The sequence below is a fragment of the Flavobacterium sp. WC2416 genome (assembly GCF_041200095.1).
Classification (GTDB): domain Bacteria; phylum Bacteroidota; class Bacteroidia; order Flavobacteriales; family Flavobacteriaceae; genus Flavobacterium.
Genome location: NZ_CP165626.1, coordinates 3,067,608 through 3,086,862 on the forward strand (window position 1 = coordinate 3,067,608; position 19,255 = coordinate 3,086,862).

General features: G+C 33.5%; 21 protein-coding genes. 16 read left to right on the plus strand and 5 right to left on the minus strand.

All coding sequences use genetic code 11. The features are described 5' to 3' along the window. Nucleotides 1-119 precede the first annotated feature (119 nt). Both AB3G39_RS12885 and coaD read left to right on the plus strand, forming a co-directional pair. Nucleotides 120-1,088, plus strand: coding sequence for a D-alanine--D-alanine ligase (locus AB3G39_RS12885; protein WP_369765411.1), 969 nt, complete (start codon nt 120-122; stop codon nt 1,086-1,088). A gap of 50 nt (nt 1,089-1,138) precedes the next feature. Then, entirely contained in the window at nt 1,139-1,600 is a 462-nt protein-coding gene (gene coaD / locus AB3G39_RS12890; RefSeq protein WP_367768663.1) for a pantetheine-phosphate adenylyltransferase, read from the plus strand. A gap of 177 nt (nt 1,601-1,777) precedes the next feature. Here coaD and AB3G39_RS12895 read toward each other — a convergent pair whose 3' ends face one another. Continuing rightward, complete coding sequence (locus tag AB3G39_RS12895; RefSeq protein ID WP_367768660.1) at nt 1,778-2,308, minus strand: hypothetical protein; 531 nt, start codon at nt 2,306-2,308, stop codon at nt 1,778-1,780. Between the two features lie 187 nt (nt 2,309-2,495). Between AB3G39_RS12895 and AB3G39_RS12900 the strand changes: the two genes are divergently transcribed. The 4 genes from AB3G39_RS12900 (at nt 2,496) to eutC (ending at nt 6,776) form a co-directional block, all read left to right on the plus strand. Then, nucleotides 2,496-3,074 carry a PhnA domain-containing protein gene (locus AB3G39_RS12900; RefSeq protein WP_369765412.1) on the plus strand — a complete coding sequence of 193 codons (579 nt, stop codon included), beginning with the start codon at nt 2,496-2,498 and terminating at the stop codon, nt 3,072-3,074. 220 nt (nt 3,075-3,294) lie between these two features. Further along, nucleotides 3,295-4,599: an ethanolamine permease gene (eat, locus tag AB3G39_RS12905; protein ID WP_369769426.1), complete on the plus strand. Its 1,305-nt coding sequence runs from the start codon at nt 3,295-3,297 to the stop codon at nt 4,597-4,599. A 44-nt stretch (nt 4,600-4,643) separates the two neighbouring features. Continuing rightward, nucleotides 4,644-6,020 carry an ethanolamine ammonia-lyase subunit EutB gene (locus AB3G39_RS12910; protein ID WP_369769427.1) on the plus strand — a complete coding sequence of 459 codons (1,377 nt, stop codon included), beginning with the start codon at nt 4,644-4,646 and terminating at the stop codon, nt 6,018-6,020. Between the two features lie 15 nt (nt 6,021-6,035). Then, on the plus strand, nt 6,036-6,776 hold the full coding sequence (gene eutC / locus AB3G39_RS12915; protein WP_367768651.1) for an ethanolamine ammonia-lyase subunit EutC: 741 nt from the start codon (nt 6,036-6,038) through the stop codon (nt 6,774-6,776). A gap of 84 nt (nt 6,777-6,860) precedes the next feature. Here eutC and AB3G39_RS12920 read toward each other — a convergent pair whose 3' ends face one another. Beyond that, on the minus strand, nt 6,861-8,207 hold the full coding sequence (locus tag AB3G39_RS12920; RefSeq protein WP_367768648.1) for a DEAD/DEAH box helicase: 1,347 nt from the start codon (nt 8,205-8,207) through the stop codon (nt 6,861-6,863). 187 nt (nt 8,208-8,394) lie between these two features. Further along, entirely contained in the window at nt 8,395-9,009 is a 615-nt protein-coding gene (locus AB3G39_RS12925) for an NUDIX hydrolase (RefSeq protein WP_367768645.1), read from the minus strand. 7 nt (nt 9,010-9,016) lie between these two features. Here AB3G39_RS12925 and pyrE point away from each other — a divergent pair, with 7 nt between their 5' ends. The 3 genes from pyrE (at nt 9,017) to AB3G39_RS12940 (ending at nt 10,677) form a co-directional block, all read left to right on the plus strand. After that, nucleotides 9,017-9,667, plus strand: coding sequence for an orotate phosphoribosyltransferase (pyrE, locus tag AB3G39_RS12930; protein WP_367768643.1), 651 nt, complete (start codon nt 9,017-9,019; stop codon nt 9,665-9,667). A gap of 12 nt (nt 9,668-9,679) precedes the next feature. Next, nucleotides 9,680-10,072: an SRPBCC family protein gene (locus AB3G39_RS12935; RefSeq protein WP_367768641.1), complete on the plus strand. Its 393-nt coding sequence runs from the start codon at nt 9,680-9,682 to the stop codon at nt 10,070-10,072. 83 nt (nt 10,073-10,155) lie between these two features. Beyond that, nucleotides 10,156-10,677 carry a GNAT family N-acetyltransferase gene (locus AB3G39_RS12940; protein ID WP_367768638.1) on the plus strand — a complete coding sequence of 174 codons (522 nt, stop codon included), beginning with the start codon at nt 10,156-10,158 and terminating at the stop codon, nt 10,675-10,677. Here the strand turns inward: AB3G39_RS12940 and AB3G39_RS12945 are convergent. Beyond that, nucleotides 10,671-11,399 (minus strand): biotin--[acetyl-CoA-carboxylase] ligase, encoded by a 729-nt coding sequence (locus tag AB3G39_RS12945; RefSeq protein WP_367768634.1) that lies wholly within the window; start codon nt 11,397-11,399, stop codon nt 10,671-10,673. The genes AB3G39_RS12940 and AB3G39_RS12945 overlap by 7 nt on opposite strands. Nucleotides 11,400-11,494: 95 nt before the next feature. Here AB3G39_RS12945 and rsfS point away from each other — a divergent pair, with 95 nt between their 5' ends. From rsfS to AB3G39_RS12980, 7 genes are all read left to right on the plus strand, one after another. Beyond that, nucleotides 11,495-11,866 carry a ribosome silencing factor gene (gene rsfS / locus AB3G39_RS12950; RefSeq protein ID WP_187016767.1) on the plus strand — a complete coding sequence of 124 codons (372 nt, stop codon included), beginning with the start codon at nt 11,495-11,497 and terminating at the stop codon, nt 11,864-11,866. Nucleotides 11,867-11,881: 15 nt separating this feature from the next. Continuing rightward, on the plus strand, nt 11,882-13,807 hold the full coding sequence (gene ftsH / locus AB3G39_RS12955; protein WP_367752140.1) for an ATP-dependent zinc metalloprotease FtsH: 1,926 nt from the start codon (nt 11,882-11,884) through the stop codon (nt 13,805-13,807). 117 nt (nt 13,808-13,924) lie between these two features. Continuing rightward, a complete protein-coding gene (locus tag AB3G39_RS12960) occupies nt 13,925-14,527 on the plus strand; it encodes a lactate utilization protein B/C (RefSeq protein ID WP_367752138.1) in 603 nt (200 codons plus the stop codon). A 1-nt stretch (nt 14,528) separates the two neighbouring features. After that, on the plus strand, nt 14,529-15,374 hold the full coding sequence (locus tag AB3G39_RS12965; RefSeq protein ID WP_367768631.1) for a phosphatidate cytidylyltransferase: 846 nt from the start codon (nt 14,529-14,531) through the stop codon (nt 15,372-15,374). Then, on the plus strand, nt 15,364-16,017 hold the full coding sequence (locus tag AB3G39_RS12970) for a phosphatidylserine decarboxylase family protein (protein WP_369765416.1): 654 nt from the start codon (nt 15,364-15,366) through the stop codon (nt 16,015-16,017). Before AB3G39_RS12965 ends, AB3G39_RS12970 begins: the two co-directional genes overlap by 11 nt. Further along, nucleotides 16,017-16,286, plus strand: a complete 270-nt coding sequence (locus tag AB3G39_RS12975; RefSeq protein ID WP_367752132.1) for an acyl-CoA-binding protein — start codon at nt 16,017-16,019, stop codon at nt 16,284-16,286. The genes AB3G39_RS12970 and AB3G39_RS12975 overlap by 1 nt, the downstream gene beginning before the upstream one ends. A gap of 7 nt (nt 16,287-16,293) precedes the next feature. Beyond that, nucleotides 16,294-17,070: a superoxide dismutase gene (locus tag AB3G39_RS12980; RefSeq protein ID WP_367752130.1), complete on the plus strand. Its 777-nt coding sequence runs from the start codon at nt 16,294-16,296 to the stop codon at nt 17,068-17,070. 85 nt (nt 17,071-17,155) lie between these two features. On the opposite strand, the gene AB3G39_RS12985 is transcribed toward AB3G39_RS12980, so the two are convergent. Beyond that, the gene (locus tag AB3G39_RS12985) at nt 17,156-19,024 is read right to left on the minus strand and encodes an alpha-amylase family protein (protein WP_369765417.1); all 1,869 of its coding nucleotides are present in this window, start codon (nt 19,022-19,024) and stop codon (nt 17,156-17,158) included. Between the last annotated feature and the right edge of the window lie 231 nt (nt 19,025-19,255).

Consider the following 19,255-nt stretch of genomic DNA (forward strand, 5'->3'; position numbering starts at 1 on the left):
GCTTGTATCTTTTCTTTTTTAAAGAAAAAAAGAAAAGGATACCGCTGCTATCGGGGCTAGAAAATAAAACGATTCGAACTACAAAACACAATTTGTGTTCCAACATTAAACAATATAAAATGAAAAATATTGCCATTATCATGGGCGGCTATTCCAGCGAATACAAAATTTCACTAATAAGCGGAAACGTAGTATACCAATTCTTGGACAAAACAAAATACAATGGATTTCGAATTCACATTTTTAAAGAAAAATGGGTCTATGTTGATGATAATGACACCGAATTCCCAATTGATAAAAATGATTTTTCTATAACTCTTAACGGTAACAAAATCACATTTGACTGTGTCTTCAACGCCATTCATGGTACTCCAGGTGAAGACGGACTCATGCAAGCTTATTTTGAATTGCTAGATATACCACATACTTCATGCGATTATTACCAAGCCGCTTTAACATTCAATAAAAGAGATCTTTTATCGGTGTTAAAACCATACGGAATAAAAAGTGCTATATCATATTACTTAAATAAAGGAGAACATATTGACACTGCAGCAATTGTAAGTAAAGTAGGTTTACCTTGTTTTGTAAAACCAAACAAAGCAGGTTCTAGCTTTGGAATTTCTAAAGTAAAAACGGAAGCCGAATTGCCAATTGCCATCGAAGTCGCTTACAAAGAAGACAACGAAATCATCATCGAAAGTTTCCTAGACGGAACCGAAGTTTCTGTAGGGGTAATCAATTACCAAGGAAAAACCACCGTTTTACCCATCACAGAAATCGTATCCGAAAATGACTTCTTCGACTACGAAGCCAAATATTTAGGAAAATCACAAGAAATCACTCCTGCTAGAATCTCTGATGAAATGACCCAAAAAGTGGGAAACATTGCTAAACGTGCTTATGAAATACTACGTATGAAAGGATTTTCTCGCTCTGAGTTCATTATCGTGAACAACGAACCATATATGCTAGAAATGAATACTATTCCTGGTTTAACTACTGAAAGTTTGATTCCACAACAAGCCGAAGCTGCCGGAATTTCACTAACTGAGTTATTTACTAATGCAATCGAGTTATCTTTATAAAGTTATTACAGATTTAAACTTGAAACCTCAAACTTGAAACTCTAACATAAATGAGAAAAGCTATATTTCCAGGATCTTTTGATCCCATTACACTAGGACATGAAGATATTATTAAAAGGGCAATTCCTTTATTTGATGAAATTGTCATAGCAATTGGTGTTAATGCCGAAAAAAAATACATGTTTACCCTAGAAGAAAGGAAACGCTTTATTGAAGAAACGTTTAAGGATGAACCAAAAGTTAGCGTTATTAATTATGAAGGACTTACAATTGACTTATGTAAAAAAGTAAATGCGGACTTCATTTTACGTGGATTGCGAAATCCAGCCGATTTTGAGTTTGAAAAAGCAATTGCACACACTAACAGACATTTATCCAAAATAGAAACGGTTTTCTTGCTGACTGCTGCAAGAACTTCTTACATTAGTTCTAGTATTGTAAGAGATGTCATCCGCAATGGAGGAGAGTACGAAATGCTAGTGCCGGAGGCAGTTAGAGTAAGTTCTAAATGATTTTATATTTTAATTAATCTAAAAAAATATTATTTAATTTAATATTCTTTTAATTATTTAAAAGGTTCACTTTACATGATACTTAAAAAAGTATCTGCAATAAAAGTTTAGTATTATACCATAGTAAAACTTTTATTGCACATACTTGATCAAATTTAAAAACTCCAAATTATTTCATTAATACGTAATTTTTCCAATTGCATTATGGGTTGACGTACCTAAGCCTGTAGACTCATTAATGATATAAACACCATTGGCAATAGAGAAAGACCCTGTTGCTCCAAGGAATCTACCATTCCCTCCTGTTACAATAAATCCTCCAACATACGTTGCAGCTGTTGCTGAACTAAAAGTCAAAACAATTTTTGTTTCCGTATATAATTCATCTCCATTTGCGGCATAAAGGATATCACTCGATCCATAATTAAAAGTGCCATCACCATTATCTTGGAAAAGAGTGGTGGACGTAGCTCCATGTACCTCTCCTAAATGTGTCATTGTACCTACGAAATTAGATCCAGTTCCAGTAGAATTGTCTATACCCACTAGTGAAATGGACACATCCTTTTCAACTGGTTTCGCGTTAACACTTTTTGCACTTGCACTTAAAGATGCGGCAATTTGTTCTGATCCATCAATAGAAGTCGAATCACAGGATACGAATAAAATAAAAATAAAACCTGCAAATAGTAATGATTTAGTTTTCATAGCTTTATAATTTAATTGTTACTTACTTAAATTTAAATAATTTAATTCAGCAAGCAATTTAATCCCTACTTAAAACACTAATTAATAGCTATTTAAAACTATTTATAAGATTTTATCTAAAAAATATGTTTGTTGTAAAAAACATTATTTAACCCTATTTTTGCATAAAATAAAATAAAAGCCAACAATGAGTATCGAAAGAGAATTAATCAAACGCAGTGGATCACAATGCGAATTATGTGCCGCAACAGAAAACCTAAAGGTATACGAGGTTTTACCCACTAAAAAAGGGGGAATAGACGAAGCTATAATGGCGTGTAGTACCTGTATCGACCAAATTGAAAACCCAGGTCATGAAGACCTTAATCACTGGAGATGCCTGAATGATAGCATGTGGAGCGAGCATACCGCTGTACAAGTCGTTTCTTGGAGAATGTTAAGCCGTTTACGCGCAGCAGGTTGGCCCCAAGAATTAATCGACCAAATGTATTTTGACGAGGACACCCTTGCTTGGGCTCAAGCAACGGGGGAAGGTGAAGATGATGAAAATAAAATAATACACCGCGACAGCAACGGCGTAATCCTAGAACATGGAGACTCGGTTGTTTTGATAAAAGACCTTAAAGTGAAAGGTTCTAGTATGGTCGCTAAGCAAGGAACTGCGGTTCGAAACATTCGTTTAGACCACGAAAACGCTGAATATATTGAAGGAAAAGTAGATGGTCAAACTATCGTGATTATTACACAATATGTAAAGAAAACATAATTTACCAAAATGGGTTTATATTAAAAACGTCTTGACTATTCAAGACGTTTTTTTTGTTTTATACTCAAATCAATTATTATATCTCTATTCAAAAGTTAAAAAATAAAATATTTATCAATTAGAAGAAAATACCACAACAATAATCCCTTAAAATAAATTTATTTGAAATAATATTTATAGTTTTAACTTTTTAACTACAAATAATTCAAATTCTAAATTTATGAGTGCACATCTAAAAAAAACACTTTCTCCTCTTTTGCTTTGGGGACTTGGAGTAGGTTATGTGATTTCAGGAATGTATTTTGGGTGGAATTTAGGATTAGAAAAAGGAGGCACGCTTGGCATGGCCATTGCCACTTTTATCATCATTATCATGTATGTTTGTTTTAGTTTTTCGTATTGTGAATTATCCTGTGCGATTCCTAAAGCAGGTGGCGGTTTTGATTATGCGAACAGAGCCTTTGGTAAAGACATTGGTTTTATTACAGGACTTGCACAAATTATAGAATTTGTATTTGCTCCGCCAGCCATCGCAATCGCAATAGGCGCGTACTTGAATCTCTCCTTTCCTCAAATCCCTATTTTACCAGCGGCAATTGGAGCTTATTTATTATTTACAGCTCTCAATATTTTTGGGGTAAAAATAGCCGCAACATTCGAATTGTTTATTACCATCTTAGCTGTTGCCGAGTTGCTATTGTTTTTTGGGGTAACTATTCCGTATTTTTCTTCAGAAAAACTAACGCTTAATGCAAGTACAAATGGTTGGGAAGGAATTTTTGCGGCCATCCCATTTGCAATTTGGTTTTTCCTTGGTATCGAAGGCGTCGCGAATGTTGCCGAAGAAACCATAAATCCACAAAAAGACATTACAAAAGGTTTTGGAAGCGCCATACTTACACTCGTTATATTGTGTATCATGGTTTTCGTAGCAACCATTGGTGTAGGTGGTTGGGAAAAAGTGGTGTATAAAGCAGACGGTAGTTTATCCGATTCTCCTTTGCCAATGGCAATGGGAATGGCAGTTTCTACTGATAGCATGATGTATCATTTATTGATAGGCGTGGGTCTTTTTGGTTTAATTGCCTCTTTCCACGGACTCATTCTTGCGGGAGGAAGAGCAACAATGGAATTTGGAAAAATAGATTTTGCACCAAAATTCCTAGGTAAAGTACATCCTAAATTTTTAACTCCCGCCAATGCACTTATTGTAAATACAGGTTTAGGAATTGCCACCTTATTTACCAATAAAACGGGTGAAATAATAACTATAGCAGTTTTTGGAGCGCTTACATTATATATTCTTTCCATGATGTCGCTACTGCAATTAAGAAAATCAGAACCCAATTTAGAACGCCCATTTGTTGTACCTTTATATCCAGCTCTCCCTATTACAGCACTATTAATTGGATTGTTTTCGTTGATAGCCATGAGTTATTACAATCCCATTTTGGCGTTATGGTATTTTGGAGCGATCGTTTTGGGCTTTGCATTGTTCAAAATTTTCTATAAAGGAGAAAAATAATTTGCACTGATTCCAACATCAATAAGTACAAGCACGAATAAAAAATGTATAAACATACTGTCAACAATACTGTTTTTGTTTTCGATTCTTTAGCTGAATTAATGGCCAAAGCAACTCCGCTGCGCTCTGGTGATCAACTGGCTGGAATCGCAGCACAATCCTACCAAGAACGAGTGGCAGCCCAAATAGCATTGGCTGAGTTACCCATAAGTGAGTTCTTGAACAAGCCATTAATTCCGTACGAAATTGATGAAGTGACCCGCTTGATTATTGACACGCACGATCAAGAAGCTTTTAAAAACATATCACATCTTACAGTAGGTGATTTTCGCAATTATTTACTCGATAATAAAATACAAAAACAAGAATTAACTGCTTTACAAAAAGCCATAACTCCTGAAATAGCTGCTGCCGTTTCAAAGATTATGAGCCTCCAAGATTTGATATTGGTGAGTTCAAAATGTGAGGTAATTACAAAATTCAGAAGTACAGTAGGACTCAAAGGACATCTATCTACTCGCCTTCAACCCAATCACCCAACAGATGATGTCAAAGGAATCTTAGCCTCAGTTATTGATGGCTTATTTTATGGAAATGGCGATGCACTTATAGGAATTAATCCTGCATTTGATAATATCACCACACAAATTAATTTGTTAAAAATGCTCGACGATATGCGAATGCAATATCAAATTCCGACGCAAATGTGTATTTTAAGTCATATTACCAATACCATAATGGCAATAGAACAAGGTGCTCCCGTAGATTTAGTTTTTCAATCTATAGGTGGAACCGAAAAAACAAATGCCAGTTTCGGAATCAATTTAGGGTTATTAAAAGAAGGATATGAAGCCGCACAATCATTATCCCGTGGAACTATTGGTAAAAATGTAATGTATTTTGAAACAGGACAAGGCAGTTCCCTTTCTTCGAATTCCAATTATGGTATTGACCAACAAACACTCGAAGCGCGCTCTTATGCTGTGGCGCGTGCCTTTGATCCTTTTTTAGTAAATTCAGTGGTAGGTTTTATTGGACCCGAATATTTATATGATGGTAAACAAATTATTAGAGCAGGTCTAGAAGATCATTTTTGTGCTAAAATAATGGGATTACCTATGGGTTGCGATATTTGCTATACCAATCATGCCGAAGCAGATCAAGACGATATGGATGTTCTACTAACACTATTGGGAACCGCAGGTTGCAATTTTATTATGGGAATCCCAGGCTCAGATGATATCATGCTCAATTATCAAAGTACGTCGTTTCATGATGCTTTGTATATACGAAAATTACTGGGCTTAAAACCTGCACCCGAATTTGAAGAATGGCTCATCAAAATGGGAATTATGAACAGCAAAAAAGAACTCTTAAAAGCTCAAAATCAAAATAAATTATTAGAATTAATCAAAAGGTAATCCTAATTTAAAAATATGGAATTAGACAACTGGCACCAATTAAGAGAATTCACCAATGCAAGAATTGCACTTGGTAGAGCTGGAAATGCGCTACCTACCAATGAAGTGTTACAGTTAAGAATGGCACATGCCCTTGCAAAAGATGCGATAAGTACTGAACTAGATGTGCTAAATATAAAAGCTGACGCAAAAAACATAGGATTAACAACGATTTTTGCACAAAGTCAAATAGCAAATACCAGCGAATACCTTAGAAATCCAAATAAAGGACGATTACTCCATGATCAAAGCAGTACGCAACTAGACGATTATCCCAAAAAGAAAGCTGATTTATGCATCATTATCGCAGATGGCCTTTCGGCAGAAGCCGTTAATCTTCATGCGATGAAGCTAATTGAATTGTTAATTCCGAAATTAAAAATAAAAAACCTTGCCCCCATAGTTATTGTAAAATATGGCCGAGTGGCTATTTCGGATGAAATAGGTGAATTATTAGATGCTAAAATTGCTTTGATATTAATTGGCGAAAGACCTGGTTTAAGTTCGCCTACAAGTATGGGTGCTTATATCACTTGGAATCCCAAAAAAGGAAATACTGATGAAAAAAGAAATTGTGTATCCAACATTCAGCCTGATGGACTATCTTATGAGTTTGCGGCTCAAAAATTAGCCTATTTATTAGAACAAATGATTAGCAGACAAATTTCAGGAGTCGCCTTGAAAGATGATTTTACTGATTATTACCTAGAGGAATAATTACAAAAAAAGAAAACTACAACTTTAAACGCCTTTAAACGCTTCAAGTTGTAGTTTTAAAATATAGTTGGATTTAAAAAAAATCTATTCCTCTTCTTTCTTAATTACTTTTCTAGCGACTTCAATTTTGAACTTTTTACCTTTCATTTTTTCATCCTTAATGTTGTGCAATAAATCTTTTACTTTATTAAATTTCACTGCTGCAAAAGAAATGAAATCTTTTACTTCAATTAGTCCTAAATCTCCTTTTTCCAGTTTTCCTTTTTGAGAAAAGAAACCAACAATATCAATTTTGTTTAGTTTGTTCTTCTTTCCTCCACTGATATAAATAGTTTGAAATTGTGGCGGTTTAGGCAAAGTAGTAGCATTATCAATTGGAAAAACGTTCATTCCATAATCGATATAATCCATTTTTTTCTCACTTTCATGCGCCACAACATACGCAGTTCCTGAAGCTGTCATACGAGCTGTACGACCGTTTCTATGCGTAAATTCATCTTCCTTAGATGGCAGGTGATAATGAATAACATGATTCATTTCAGGAATATCTAATCCACGTGCTGCTAGATCCGTTGTGATTAAATAACTAACACTTCCATTACGAAATTGAATTAAGGCACGCTCCCGTTCGTCCTGATCCATTCCTCCGTGATAATACGTAGCGTAAATTCCTTTTTCGTTTAAAGTATCACTAATGCGCTCTGCTGCATCACGATGATTACAAAAAACAATAGCCGACTCTGATTTCAAAGAACAAATCAGGTTGAATAAACTTCCTATTTTGTCTTTCTCTTTAGAAACTACCAATTTCATTGAAAGATTGGTCTCTACTTCATGTTCCGGAATAAAATCAAGAATTGTAGGATTAACTACTCTAGTGTATTTAGGAATTTCAATATCCGAAGTCGCCGAAACCAAAACTCTTTTATTTAGTTTGGTCAATTTCCCAATGATAAATGACATTTGCTCATGGAATCCCAACTGCAATGATTTATCAAATTCATCAAGAATTAGTGTTTGAATTTTATCTACACGAAAAGTTCCTCTATCAATATGATCCGCAATACGTCCTGGCGTTCCTATTAAAACTGCAGGTGGATTACTTAAGTTCTTGATTTCGGTATCTATGGAATGTCCTCCGTAACATACATTCACTTTATAATCAGTTCCCATTTTTTTCCAAACTTGTTCAATTTGCAATCCTAATTCACGTGACGGAACCAGAATTAAACATTGAACCGATAGAATCTCAGGTTGTAACATTTCTAAAATAGGCAATAAAAAAGCTAATGTTTTTCCAGAACCTGTTGGTGATAATAGTAAGACATTATTATCGTTTAAAATAGCGTCTTGAGCTACTTCCTGCATTTCATTTAGGCTCTCGATGCCTAAATTCAATAGTATATTGTTAGAATGGTGTTTCTTGTTCATTTTTATAATTTGCGCAAAGGTAGTTAAAATTGATTGAACAAGAATAACGAACTGACTTAGCTCTTTTTTTGCATAAAGGATAGAAGCTGGCTACCGAAGTAGCGCGAATAGCCTGACAGCATTAAAAAAAGAGGCCAATCACCGTAATGCTGATTGGCCTCTTTTTTTTAATGGTGATATGCCCAAATCACAATGAATTAGGGTGAATACTTTTTTCTTGTTCAAACAATAATTTAATGTTCTCATAAGAATTTTTTAATGCGTCAGGTATCTCATCTGGGCTAAACCAAGCCACTTTTTCGATTCCTTCCTCCAATTGGCCCTGCGGAATACCTTCAAAATCGGACTGCATTTCGAACCAATGAGTGATTTTTAGCTTATAAACACCATTGCGTTTAAAGACGTGATAGGTCTTTTGAAGTTTGTGTGTAACCCTCAATAAATTCACACCAGTCTCTTCTTCGACTTCACGCATGGCAGTTTGTTCCATATCCTCTCCTTTTTCAGTTCCGCCTTTGGGTAAATCCCATTTTCCGTTCCTAAAAATGAAGAGCACCTCCCCTTTTTTATTGTAAACTAATCCTCCACCTGCTTTATTTACAGGGATTTTTGTTTTCAAAGTCTTCATAATCTCCTTTTCATCAGGATGATATAGATAGGCTTTTTGAATTTTATTTTGAAAAATTTTGACTATAAGTTGTTTTATATCAATGCTTTCAAGAAGAAATAATTGAAAATCTGTCTCTTTTGAGATTTTATTTGTCAAAAAAAGTGGTTTGTCGTTAACAAAAACTTTATACATTTGTATTATGATTTTTAATAAAGATACTGCCGAAAAAACAGCCGAATTGCTTTTACAAATAAATGCAATTAAATTGAATCCAGGAAATCCTTTTACATGGGCTTCCGGATGGAAATCACCTATTTATTGTGATAACAGGCTAATACTCTCATTTCCAACTATAAGAAATTATGTTAGAGATGAATTTTCTAAACATATTGAAAAACAATTTGGCAAGCCAGATGTTATTGCCGGTGTGGCCACTGGAGCGATAGGAATTGGTATGCTGGTTGCTGAAAGCATGGGACTCCCGTTCGTATATGTGCGTCCAGAAGCCAAGAAACATGGTCGCCAGAACCAAGTGGAAGGTTTTTTACAAAAAGGGCAAAATGTAGTTGTGGTCGAGGATTTGATCAGTACAGGTAACAGCAGTTTGAATGCTGTTGAAGCTTTGCGTGCTGCTGGTGCGAATATTAAAGGGATGGCTGCCATTTTTACCTATGGTTTTGATGTTGCTGAACAAAACTTTAAAGACGCCAAACTGGATTTATACACCTTGAGTAATTACCAAAACTTACTTAATTTAGCTGTTGCAAAAAGTTATATCACTGAAAAAGAAGAAAAAACATTGAGAGAATGGAGCACTATTCCATCTACTTGGGATGTGGAAAAAAAATAAAAAATAAAAAAAATGAACTTAGAAAGTCCAAAAGTTACTGTAGGGAAATCGGCACAAGAATTATTTGATTTATTGACTGATGTGAAAAGTTTCGAAAAGTTAATGCCTGAAAACATTGCTAAATTTGAAGTTATTGGAGAAGATGCTTTTATTTTTGGATTAAAAGGGATGCCTGAAATCAAACTTAAAATGAAAGAAAAAGTAGCACCAAACAAAGTAGTTTTAGGTGCTGCAAGTGACAAACTTCCTTTTACACTTACAGCTAATATTGATACTGTTTCTGACAGTTCAAGTGCTGTAAAATTGGATTTCGAAGGTGATTTTAACCCGATGATGGCTATGATGATAAAAGGACCTATTGGTAAATTTATTGAAACTCTTGCTTCGAATATGGGCAAGTTATAAATTCAGATTTTATATAAAAAAGACACCCTTTTAGTGAAAACAAAAAGGGTGTCTTTTTACATCAATTACACACTATCATAAAAATGGAACCATTTACCATAACAAACACCACAGAACATGATATTCCATTTATCTGCTGGATGTTTGACGAAGCCATACTGTACCAACAAAAAAATAAATTTCCTGTTTGGAATGGTTATGATGTTGATGTGATCAAAAATGATATCAAAGAAAAAATTCAATATAAAATTATAATTCACAACGAAATTGCCTGCATCTTTTCGACATGTAGTAATGACCCAATTATTTGGGAAGAAAAAGATAAGGATTCAGCCATCTACTTGCATCGTATTGTGGTGAACCCGAAACACAAGGGAAAACAACAATTTGCAAAAATATTTGAATGGGCAAAAAAATATTGTTTACAAAAAAATATAGATTATTTACGTATGGATACTTGGGCAGACAATCCTATTATCATCAAGTATTACTGCAGTTTTGGCTTTAATTTTTTAAATAATTTCACCACGCCAAACACCAATAATCTACCCGTTCAACATAGAAATATAAAATTAGCCTTGCTAGAATTCCCTATAGCTCAATAAAGCATTTGTATCTCCTTAAGGCTATACTCGGCAATACTATCATCCTCTAAAAGAACTTGAAGATTACCAGAGGTAGAAACCCCTTGGATAATACCCATAAAATTTTTACCTAAACCGTCTTTGAAAGGCATTGGAACACCTTTTTTGAAAAGTAAATTGACATATTCCTCCCACATAGAATCAGAATCATTTTTTAGCTTGTCGGTATTTTGCTTTATTTTGTCAATTATAGAATAAAGAACTTTTTCTTTATCAAATGAAGCCTCGCAAATTTTAGCAATTGAAGACGCTTTAGGCAAGTTATCAAAATTTGTTTGATTAATATTGAGCCCTAAACCTACAATTGAACTCAAATTCCCGTCACTTTTAATGCTATTTTCAATTAAAAGACCGCCAATTTTGAAATTATATGACATAATGTCGTTTGGCCATTTAATGCTTAAATTAGGAATATTAAATGTTTCCAAACTTTGAATAATTGCTAATGCTATCGCTATATTAAGGTTATAAATCTGATTAACATCAGATAAAGAATCTTTAATAAAAACACTCATTATTAGATTCTTACCCGCTTCAGAGGACCAGACTGACCCCATTTGCCCTTTACCTTTAGTTTGATTTTCTGCCGTTACAACTGTAAAGTTTTCCAGTTTTTGTTTACTTGACAACCCTTTTAGAAACTCATTAGTTGAATCTATGGCATCGAGTTTGATTAGTTTCATTAGTTATTATTTGTGGGAGAGAATTTAATATTATGTTAAGGTTCAAAAATAATCACAAAAAATGGTAACTTTACAAACTTATATAAAAATTTTTCATGGCAAAAAAGACAATAAACAATGATGATTTATTAGCAAACATCATTAAAGGAATCGAAGAAGTAAAAGGAAATGATATAGATATTCTCGACTTAAGAGAAATTGATACCGCAGTTTGTGATTATTTTGTTGTTTGCAACGGAAATTCAAACACACAAGTTAACGCTATCGTTAACTCTATTCAAAAAACAGTTTCAAAAGAATTAAAAGATAAACCTTGGCATGTTGAAGGTTCAGACAATGCTGAATGGGTTCTTATGGATTATGTTAACATTGTAGTTCATGTTTTTCAAAAACAAATTAGAGAATATTACAATATTGAAAGTTTGTGGGGAGATGCAAAAATTACTACAATAGCAAACAAATACTAAAGAAAGACACTTAAAATGGCAAAAGATAATAATCCAAACCCTAATAAATTTAAAGTAAGTCCATGGTTAGTTTACACTGCCATACTTCTTATTTTCTTATTTATCAGTTTTATAACTGGTAGTTCTAATTTTCAAGAACCTGCACCATTAACTCCGCCTAATTTTGATGTTATATTAGAAAAAGGCCAAGTTCAAAAGGTAATAGTTTCAAATAAAACAGAAGCAGAAGTGTATTTAACTGCAGATGCTTTAAAATTGAAAGAACATGAAAAAGTAGCTAAAGACATGCTGGGTAATGTCAGCAAAGGTCCTCAATATACTTTTGAGATAGGTAACGATCAAATATTCCAATCCAAATTAGAAAAAGCCATTGCTGAAGGAAAATTAAAAGATTTTAAATTTGCTCAAAAAAGCAACTGGACCGATATCCTTATCAGCTTGCTTCCAATTATTATCATTATTGGAGTTTGGATTTTCATTATGAGAAAAATGTCTGGTGGAGCCGGTGGTGGAGGTGGACAAATTTTCAACATTGGAAAATCAAAAGCAAAACTTTTTGATGAAAAAACAGATGTAAAAACAACATTCAAAGATGTTGCAGGACTTGAAGGAGCCAAAGAAGAAATACAAGAAATTGTAGAATTCTTAAAGAACCCCGAAAAATACACCAATCTAGGTGGTAAAATTCCCAAAGGTGCTTTGCTTGTAGGGCCTCCTGGAACAGGTAAAACATTATTAGCAAAAGCCGTAGCTGGTGAAGCACAAGTTCCCTTTTTCTCTTTATCAGGATCTGATTTTGTTGAAATGTTTGTTGGTGTTGGAGCTTCACGTGTACGTGATTTGTTTAAACAAGCCAAAGAAAAATCTCCTGCAATCATTTTCATTGATGAAATAGATGCTGTAGGTAGAGCAAGAGGAAAAAGTAATATGTCAGGTGGAAATGACGAAAGAGAAAACACACTGAATCAATTGCTAACTGAAATGGACGGTTTTGGAACCAATTCAAATGTAATTGTTTTAGCGGCTACGAATAGAGCAGATGTTCTAGACAAAGCCTTAATGCGTGCTGGTCGTTTTGATAGACAAATATTTGTTGACTTACCTGATATTCGTGAACGTGCAGAAATTTTTAAAGTACACCTTGCTCCTTTGAAAAAAGTAGAAGGGCTAGATTTAGACTTTTTAGCAAAACAAACTCCAGGATTTTCTGGAGCAGATATTGCCAATGTATGTAACGAAGCTGCATTAATTGCTGCACGTTATAATAAAACGGCAGTTGACAAACAAGATTTCTTGGATGCAGTAGATAGAATTGTTGGTGGATTAGAAAAGAAAAATAAAATTGTTACACCTGAAGAAAAGAAAGCTATTGCTATTCACGAAGCAGGACATGCAACGGTAAGTTGGATGCTGGAACATGCGGCACCGCTTATAAAAGTAACTATTGTTCCTAGAGGACAAAGTTTAGGTGCTGCTTGGTATTTACCAGAAGAGCGCTTAATTGTTCGCCCAGACCAAATGTTAGACGAAATGTGTGCAACAATGGGAGGAAGAGCTGCTGAAAGAGTTACTTTTGATCGAATTTCAACTGGAGCATTAAGTGATTTAGAAAAAGTAACCAAACAAGCTCGCGCGATGGTTACCATTTATGGACTAAACGACAAAATAGGAAATGTTACCTATTATGATTCAACTGGCCAAAGTGAATATAATTTCTCTAAACCATACTCTGAAGAAACAGCTAAAATAATTGACACTGAAATTTCATTATTAATTGAAAGCCAATACCAAAGAGCAATAAAAATTCTAGAAGAGAACAAAGACAAACTAAATCAACTGGCAGATATACTTATTGAAAAAGAAGTAATCTTCAAAGATGATCTAGAAGCTATTTTCGGAAAAAGAACTTTTGACAAAAATCTTGAGGAAGTAGTTTCATAACATAAATTACCCAAAAATTTAATTATTTTTAAAATCTTAATTCAAAACCCGCTTTTGAATTAAGATTTTTTTATCTTTGGACGTTTTCAAATAACATATAAAGTACCTTAACAAAATATGAGTCTTTTTAGAAAAATTTTTGGTTCTAGTATTTCGGCTTCAGAAGAGGAAAAAGAGAAAGAAAATAACAGCTCTTTTTCTGACAGCAGTATGTCAATAGACGAACAGTTTATATTCAATTTTAAAAAAAATGGAGGTAAATTTTTATACTGTGAGAATTCTGAAGAAGTAAAAGAACAGTTTGAGAATATTTTAGAAGAGAATGACTGGTATGAAAGTGAAGTATTGTGTTACGACTCTTCCCTTTTCAACATTTTGCAAGAAAATAAACTTACTTATGAAAAGGCAGCTAATCCAAAATTCCTATTTTCTACTTGCGAAAATTTAATTGCCGAAGAAGGATCAATATTATTCTCTTCAAAGCAAATAAAACAGCATAAACCAAACGAACTACCAACAAACATTATAGTTTTTGCAACTACAAGTCAGATTCTTGGAGTGAAAAGCGATGGACTTAGCGCAATAAAGAAGAAGTACGAAAGAGATTATCCAACAAATATTACCGCAATTAAATATTTTGAAAAAGCCAAAGAAGAAGACTTTACTCAATATGGCAGTTCGGCAAAAAACCTTTATTTGTTGCTATTAGAAGATCTTTAAGATGAATGAAACCTTAAAGAGAGCAATATCTGGTGCTGTTTATATTATTTTATTAATATTCTGCATATTATATTCTACCGAAAGTTTTTTTATCCTCTTTGGGATATTTCTCCTCATCGCTACATTGGAATTCTGTAATTTAGTTCAAATTCAAAAAATATTTCCATTTTTATTTGCTATCCTTTCGTATTTGTTATTTTACAAAATAACCTTTGCTACTGATGGACTATTCTATACCTTACGATTCAGTAAAACATTTGATCTGGCCGTTTTATTTGCAACTCTTTTTGTATTTATGAAATGTATTCATTTTCTATTTGATAATAAAACACTTAAAATTGATTCCTTTTCAAAATATGTATATCTAATAGGATACATCATACTTCCTTTCGTCATTATTACAAAAATTCCTTTTGGTAAAGATGGATACAATCCTAAAATTCTTATTAGTATCTTTATATTGATATGGACAAATGATACTTTTGCTTATATCGTTGGGAAATCAATTGGTAGAACTAAATTATTTGAAAGAATATCGCCTAAGAAAACTATTGAAGGTTTTTTTGGAGGAGTTGTATTTGCTGTTATTGCTAGCTATCTAATTGCTAAATATTACATACAAATAGCTGAAGGTAAAATTTACATTTGGCTAATCATAGCCACGATAGTTGGCACTTTTGGAACTATTGGTGATTTAATCGAATCAAAATTTAAACGTATTGCTGGAGTAAAAGACAGCGGAAAAATAATGCCTGGCCACGGAGGTGTACTAGATCGTCTAGATAGTGTTATATTTGTAGCACCAATTATATTTTTATTTTATCAAATTTTAAATTATGTTTCATAAAGAAGGAACCAAAACCATTTTATTAGGAATTATTTTCACAGCAACTGTGCTATTACTATCTGATAAATTCATCGACATCAACTGGATTAAAATGGTAATTCAGCTAAGTGCATTTTTAATTTTGATTATTATATTACAGTTTTTTAGAAATCCAAAAAGAACGGTGATTATAAATGAAAATCAAATACTGGCACCTGTAGATGGGAAAGTAGTTGTTATTGAAGAAATTTATGAAGGGGAGTATTTTAAAGATAAACGTTTACAAATCTCTATTTTCATGTCACCAATTAATGTACATGTTACCCGTTATGGATTAAGCGGAATTGTGAAATTTAGTAAATACCATCCTGGTAAGTTTTTAGTTGCTTGGCATCCTAAAGCAAGTGAAGAAAATGAAAGAACAACTATAGTTGTAGAAAACGAAACTTTTGGCGCTATTTTATACCGTCAAATTGCAGGAGCTTTAGCAAGACGAATTGTAAACTATGCTGAAGAAGGAATGCAAGTCGTTCAAGGAACAGACGCAGGATTCATTAAATTTGGATCAAGAGTAGACATTTTTTTACCTTTAGGCACACCTATCAACGTAGAGCTTAATCAAAAAGCTATTGGAGGAAAAACCGTTATTGCAACAAAAGGATAATGATTGAAAAAGATTTAGATACTAGGTTTCAGGAAGCAGTTCAATCCGCTTCCGAAATGACTCAAGCATCTTTACCACAAGATGTGCAGCTACGCCTTTATGCCTTTTACAAACAAGCTACTTTTGGCACATTAGAACCAAGACAAACGTCTACCTATCATTTAAGGGATGCATTTAAGACTAATGCTTGGATGCAAATAAGTCATCTTTCTTCAACTGAGGCAAAAGAACAGTATATCGAAATCATCAATTCCCTATTGAAAAAATAATGCACTAATGAAAAAATATTATTTTATAATAACAAACCTGCTGCTAATTTCACTTTTAATTTCATGTAAAAATAAAAAGCTTACTGAAGTTGTCGAAGTACCATTACCCACAGCACAAGAAAAGGTCACTATTGGATTTCCTGAGGATGTAAAAGCTGCACCTGGTTCATTCCAACTAGAAAAATTACCTTATCCATATGATGCATTAGCACCAACTGTTTCCCCATTAACATTAGAAACGCACTATTCTAAACATTATTTGACGTATACCAATAATCTAAACAAACTGATTGCTGGAACTGAATATGAGAATCAATCCATTGAGAATATTTTATCTAAATTAGACATAAACAATGCCGATTTAAGAAATAATGCTGGAGGGTATTACAATCATAGTCTATATTGGAAATCTATGGCTCCTGATACTGGCGGAAAACCAACAGACACAATAGCTTCATTAATTAATAGAGATTTTGGTTCGTATGAAAACTTTGTTGCTAGTTTTAAAGCTGAAGCAACAAATCAATTTGGATCAGCTTGGACTTGGTTAATTGTAGACAAGTATGGAAAATTAAAAGTAACCAGTACGCAAAATCAAGATAATCCATTAATGAGAAATGCAGTAATTCCAGGAACTCCTATATTAGCATTAGATTTATGGGAACATGCCTATTATCTAGGCTATCAATACCGAAGAAGAAACTATATTGATTCGTTTTTTAATGTCATTAATTGGAAAAAAATAAACGAAAACTACGAAGCTTCTCAAAGGAAAAGATACTAAAATAGCTACCTAAAAATAAAAAAGCTGACGTCTACTAAAAGTATACATCAGCTTTTTTATTTGTCTACAGCAATTGAACAGAACCCTATAATTGATAAATAAAAGATTCCGAAGGCCCAATCTTGACATGTATTTTTCCTTCTCCATTTTCAACTCGCATTTCCAATTTACTCTTTTTATACAATTGATCTTCTATAGTATAATTGCCCTCTTTTAAGTTCCATTTTTGAATAATATCTGAAGGTATTTTTAATTCAAATTCATACCCTTCTTCAGACCAAAAATTAACGACAACAATCAATTTTTCATTTTCAGACCACCTAACAAATGAGTAAATTCCAGTTGCATAACCCGAAGTTGCATCACGATTAACTGATTGAATCTCTTGAAATTTACCCATTAAAGCAGAACTGTTAAGAGAAAAATTAAGCAATCGCCTATAAAAGTCGCGAAGTAATGCTTCCTTTTCTGTGAGTTGCCCACCGTCAAATTTTCCACAATTCATCCAACGCTGATGACTAGGAACACCAATATAATCGAAAATGGAAGTTCTAGAATGGGTTCCAAAGCCAGCATTTTCATTCGCAGCCTCTCCTACTTCTTGTCCAAAATAAATCATAGTTGGCGCCGTACTTATAGTGGTTGAAACAACCATTAAAGGTTTTCCTTTTTCAGGTGTACCAGCAAATTCAGGACTTGCTAATCGTTGTTCGTCATGATTATCTAAAAACTTAAGCATATGATGTTCGATATCGGCCATACCGTGCTGGATATCTGATAAACCATCAGGCCATGAATGACCACGAATAACATCTTTTAATTTATCATAAGTTTCTACTTTATCGTACAAATAATCCATTTTCCCTAAACGGATATAATTTCTATATTCATTTGGGTTATACACTTCAGCTAATAAAAAGGCATTCGGATTCTTCACTTTTATAGCGGAGTTCATGTAACTCCAAAACTCAAATGGTACCATTTCGGCCATATCATATCGAAAACCATCCACTCCTTTGGCCGTCCAGTAGAATGCAATGTCTCTAAATTTGATCCAAGAATTAGGAACGTCTTTATCTTTCCAGAAATCAAAATGTTCTTGGTATGATTTAGTATCAAACCCATATGGAAGTTCAGGAAAATCTTTAGAACCATCTGGGCGAATACCATAATTTACCTTAACCGTTTCATACCAGTCATTGCGATCTGGTTTAGCTTTACGAGAACCGTTTCCTGTCCATTTTGCGGGAAATTCATTGAATTTCCCATCAATTAACGGGTTACTTTCTCCATTTAATGGCACATCTGCATCTGGAATTTCAAACTGCGTATTGGGTATATAGTAGAAATTATTATCTCTTTTATATTCTACGGATACATCATCATCTGCACCAAAATCCCGAACTCCTTTTGGATTGTTTTTTCCTTCGTATTTACGAGCGATATGATTGGGCACAATATCAATAATAACCTTTAAACCCGCTTTATGAGTTCTAGCAATTAAGGCTTCAAATTCTTCTAAACGATGCGCAGGATTTACAGCTAGATCTGGATTAACATTATAATAGTCTTTCACTGCATATGGAGAACCAGCTCGCCCTTTTACCACTTCAGGATCATCATTAGAAATTCCAATAGCAGTATAATCTCGGATTAAAGCATGATGGGGAACTCCGGTGTACCAAATATAGGTAACTCCTAAATCTTTTATTTCTTTAAGAGCAGTATCCGTAAAATCATTAAATTTCCCTACTCCATTTTCCTCAAGTGTACCCCAAGGTTTATTAGTTGTCGTTTTATTTCCAAACAATCTTGTAAATACTTGATATACTACTTCCTTTTTATTTGAGGCTATCTCTTTATTTCCGTTTTCCATTTTTAAATCTTTTGTCTTGCAAGCTGTGGCCAATAGCATTGTACTTATGCTTGCAACAATAGTTATTTTTTTTATCATACAAAATTTTTTATCCTGATTTACGCTCTTTTTATCAATTTCCTAAATTAATCTATTTTAAACTAATGAAAAAGCTATCGTTTCAAATAAAATAAATTATAATTTAAAAACAAAAACTACAACGAAACAGTAGCTTAATTAGTTGATAACTTTCAAAACAAAATAAAGCATTTTCAATGCCTTTTTTGTGAATTATAAATAATTCCTAATATGGATTAGGATTGTCTCCTT

Bases quoted from the DNA above. Each gene is read 5' to 3' on its own strand.
- AB3G39_RS12885 (WP_369765411.1), top strand. From the start codon at position 120: ATGAAAAATATTGCCATTATCATGGGCGGCTATTCCAGCGAATACAAA.
- coaD (WP_367768663.1), top strand. From the start codon at position 1,139: ATGAGAAAAGCTATATTTCCAGGATCTTTTGATCCCATTACACTAGGA.
- AB3G39_RS12895 (WP_367768660.1), bottom strand. From the start codon at position 2,308: ATGAAAACTAAATCATTACTATTTGCAGGTTTTATTTTTATTTTATTC.
- AB3G39_RS12900 (WP_369765412.1), top strand. From the start codon at position 2,496: ATGAGTATCGAAAGAGAATTAATCAAACGCAGTGGATCACAATGCGAA.
- eat (WP_369769426.1), top strand. From the start codon at position 3,295: ATGAGTGCACATCTAAAAAAAACACTTTCTCCTCTTTTGCTTTGGGGA.
- AB3G39_RS12910 (WP_369769427.1), top strand. From the start codon at position 4,644: ATGTATAAACATACTGTCAACAATACTGTTTTTGTTTTCGATTCTTTA.
- eutC (WP_367768651.1), top strand. From the start codon at position 6,036: ATGGAATTAGACAACTGGCACCAATTAAGAGAATTCACCAATGCAAGA.
- AB3G39_RS12920 (WP_367768648.1), bottom strand. From the start codon at position 8,207: ATGAACAAGAAACACCATTCTAACAATATACTATTGAATTTAGGCATC.
- AB3G39_RS12925 (WP_367768645.1), bottom strand. From the start codon at position 9,009: ATGTATAAAGTTTTTGTTAACGACAAACCACTTTTTTTGACAAATAAA.
- pyrE (WP_367768643.1), top strand. From the start codon at position 9,017: ATGATTTTTAATAAAGATACTGCCGAAAAAACAGCCGAATTGCTTTTA.
- AB3G39_RS12935 (WP_367768641.1), top strand. From the start codon at position 9,680: ATGAACTTAGAAAGTCCAAAAGTTACTGTAGGGAAATCGGCACAAGAA.
- AB3G39_RS12940 (WP_367768638.1), top strand. From the start codon at position 10,156: ATGGAACCATTTACCATAACAAACACCACAGAACATGATATTCCATTT.
- AB3G39_RS12945 (WP_367768634.1), bottom strand. From the start codon at position 11,399: ATGAAACTAATCAAACTCGATGCCATAGATTCAACTAATGAGTTTCTA.
- rsfS (WP_187016767.1), top strand. From the start codon at position 11,495: ATGGCAAAAAAGACAATAAACAATGATGATTTATTAGCAAACATCATT.
- ftsH (WP_367752140.1), top strand. From the start codon at position 11,882: ATGGCAAAAGATAATAATCCAAACCCTAATAAATTTAAAGTAAGTCCA.
- AB3G39_RS12960 (WP_367752138.1), top strand. From the start codon at position 13,925: ATGAGTCTTTTTAGAAAAATTTTTGGTTCTAGTATTTCGGCTTCAGAA.
- AB3G39_RS12965 (WP_367768631.1), top strand. From the start codon at position 14,529: ATGAATGAAACCTTAAAGAGAGCAATATCTGGTGCTGTTTATATTATT.
- AB3G39_RS12970 (WP_369765416.1), top strand. From the start codon at position 15,364: ATGTTTCATAAAGAAGGAACCAAAACCATTTTATTAGGAATTATTTTC.
- AB3G39_RS12975 (WP_367752132.1), top strand. From the start codon at position 16,017: ATGATTGAAAAAGATTTAGATACTAGGTTTCAGGAAGCAGTTCAATCC.
- AB3G39_RS12980 (WP_367752130.1), top strand. From the start codon at position 16,294: ATGAAAAAATATTATTTTATAATAACAAACCTGCTGCTAATTTCACTT.
- AB3G39_RS12985 (WP_369765417.1), bottom strand. From the start codon at position 19,024: ATGATAAAAAAAATAACTATTGTTGCAAGCATAAGTACAATGCTATTG.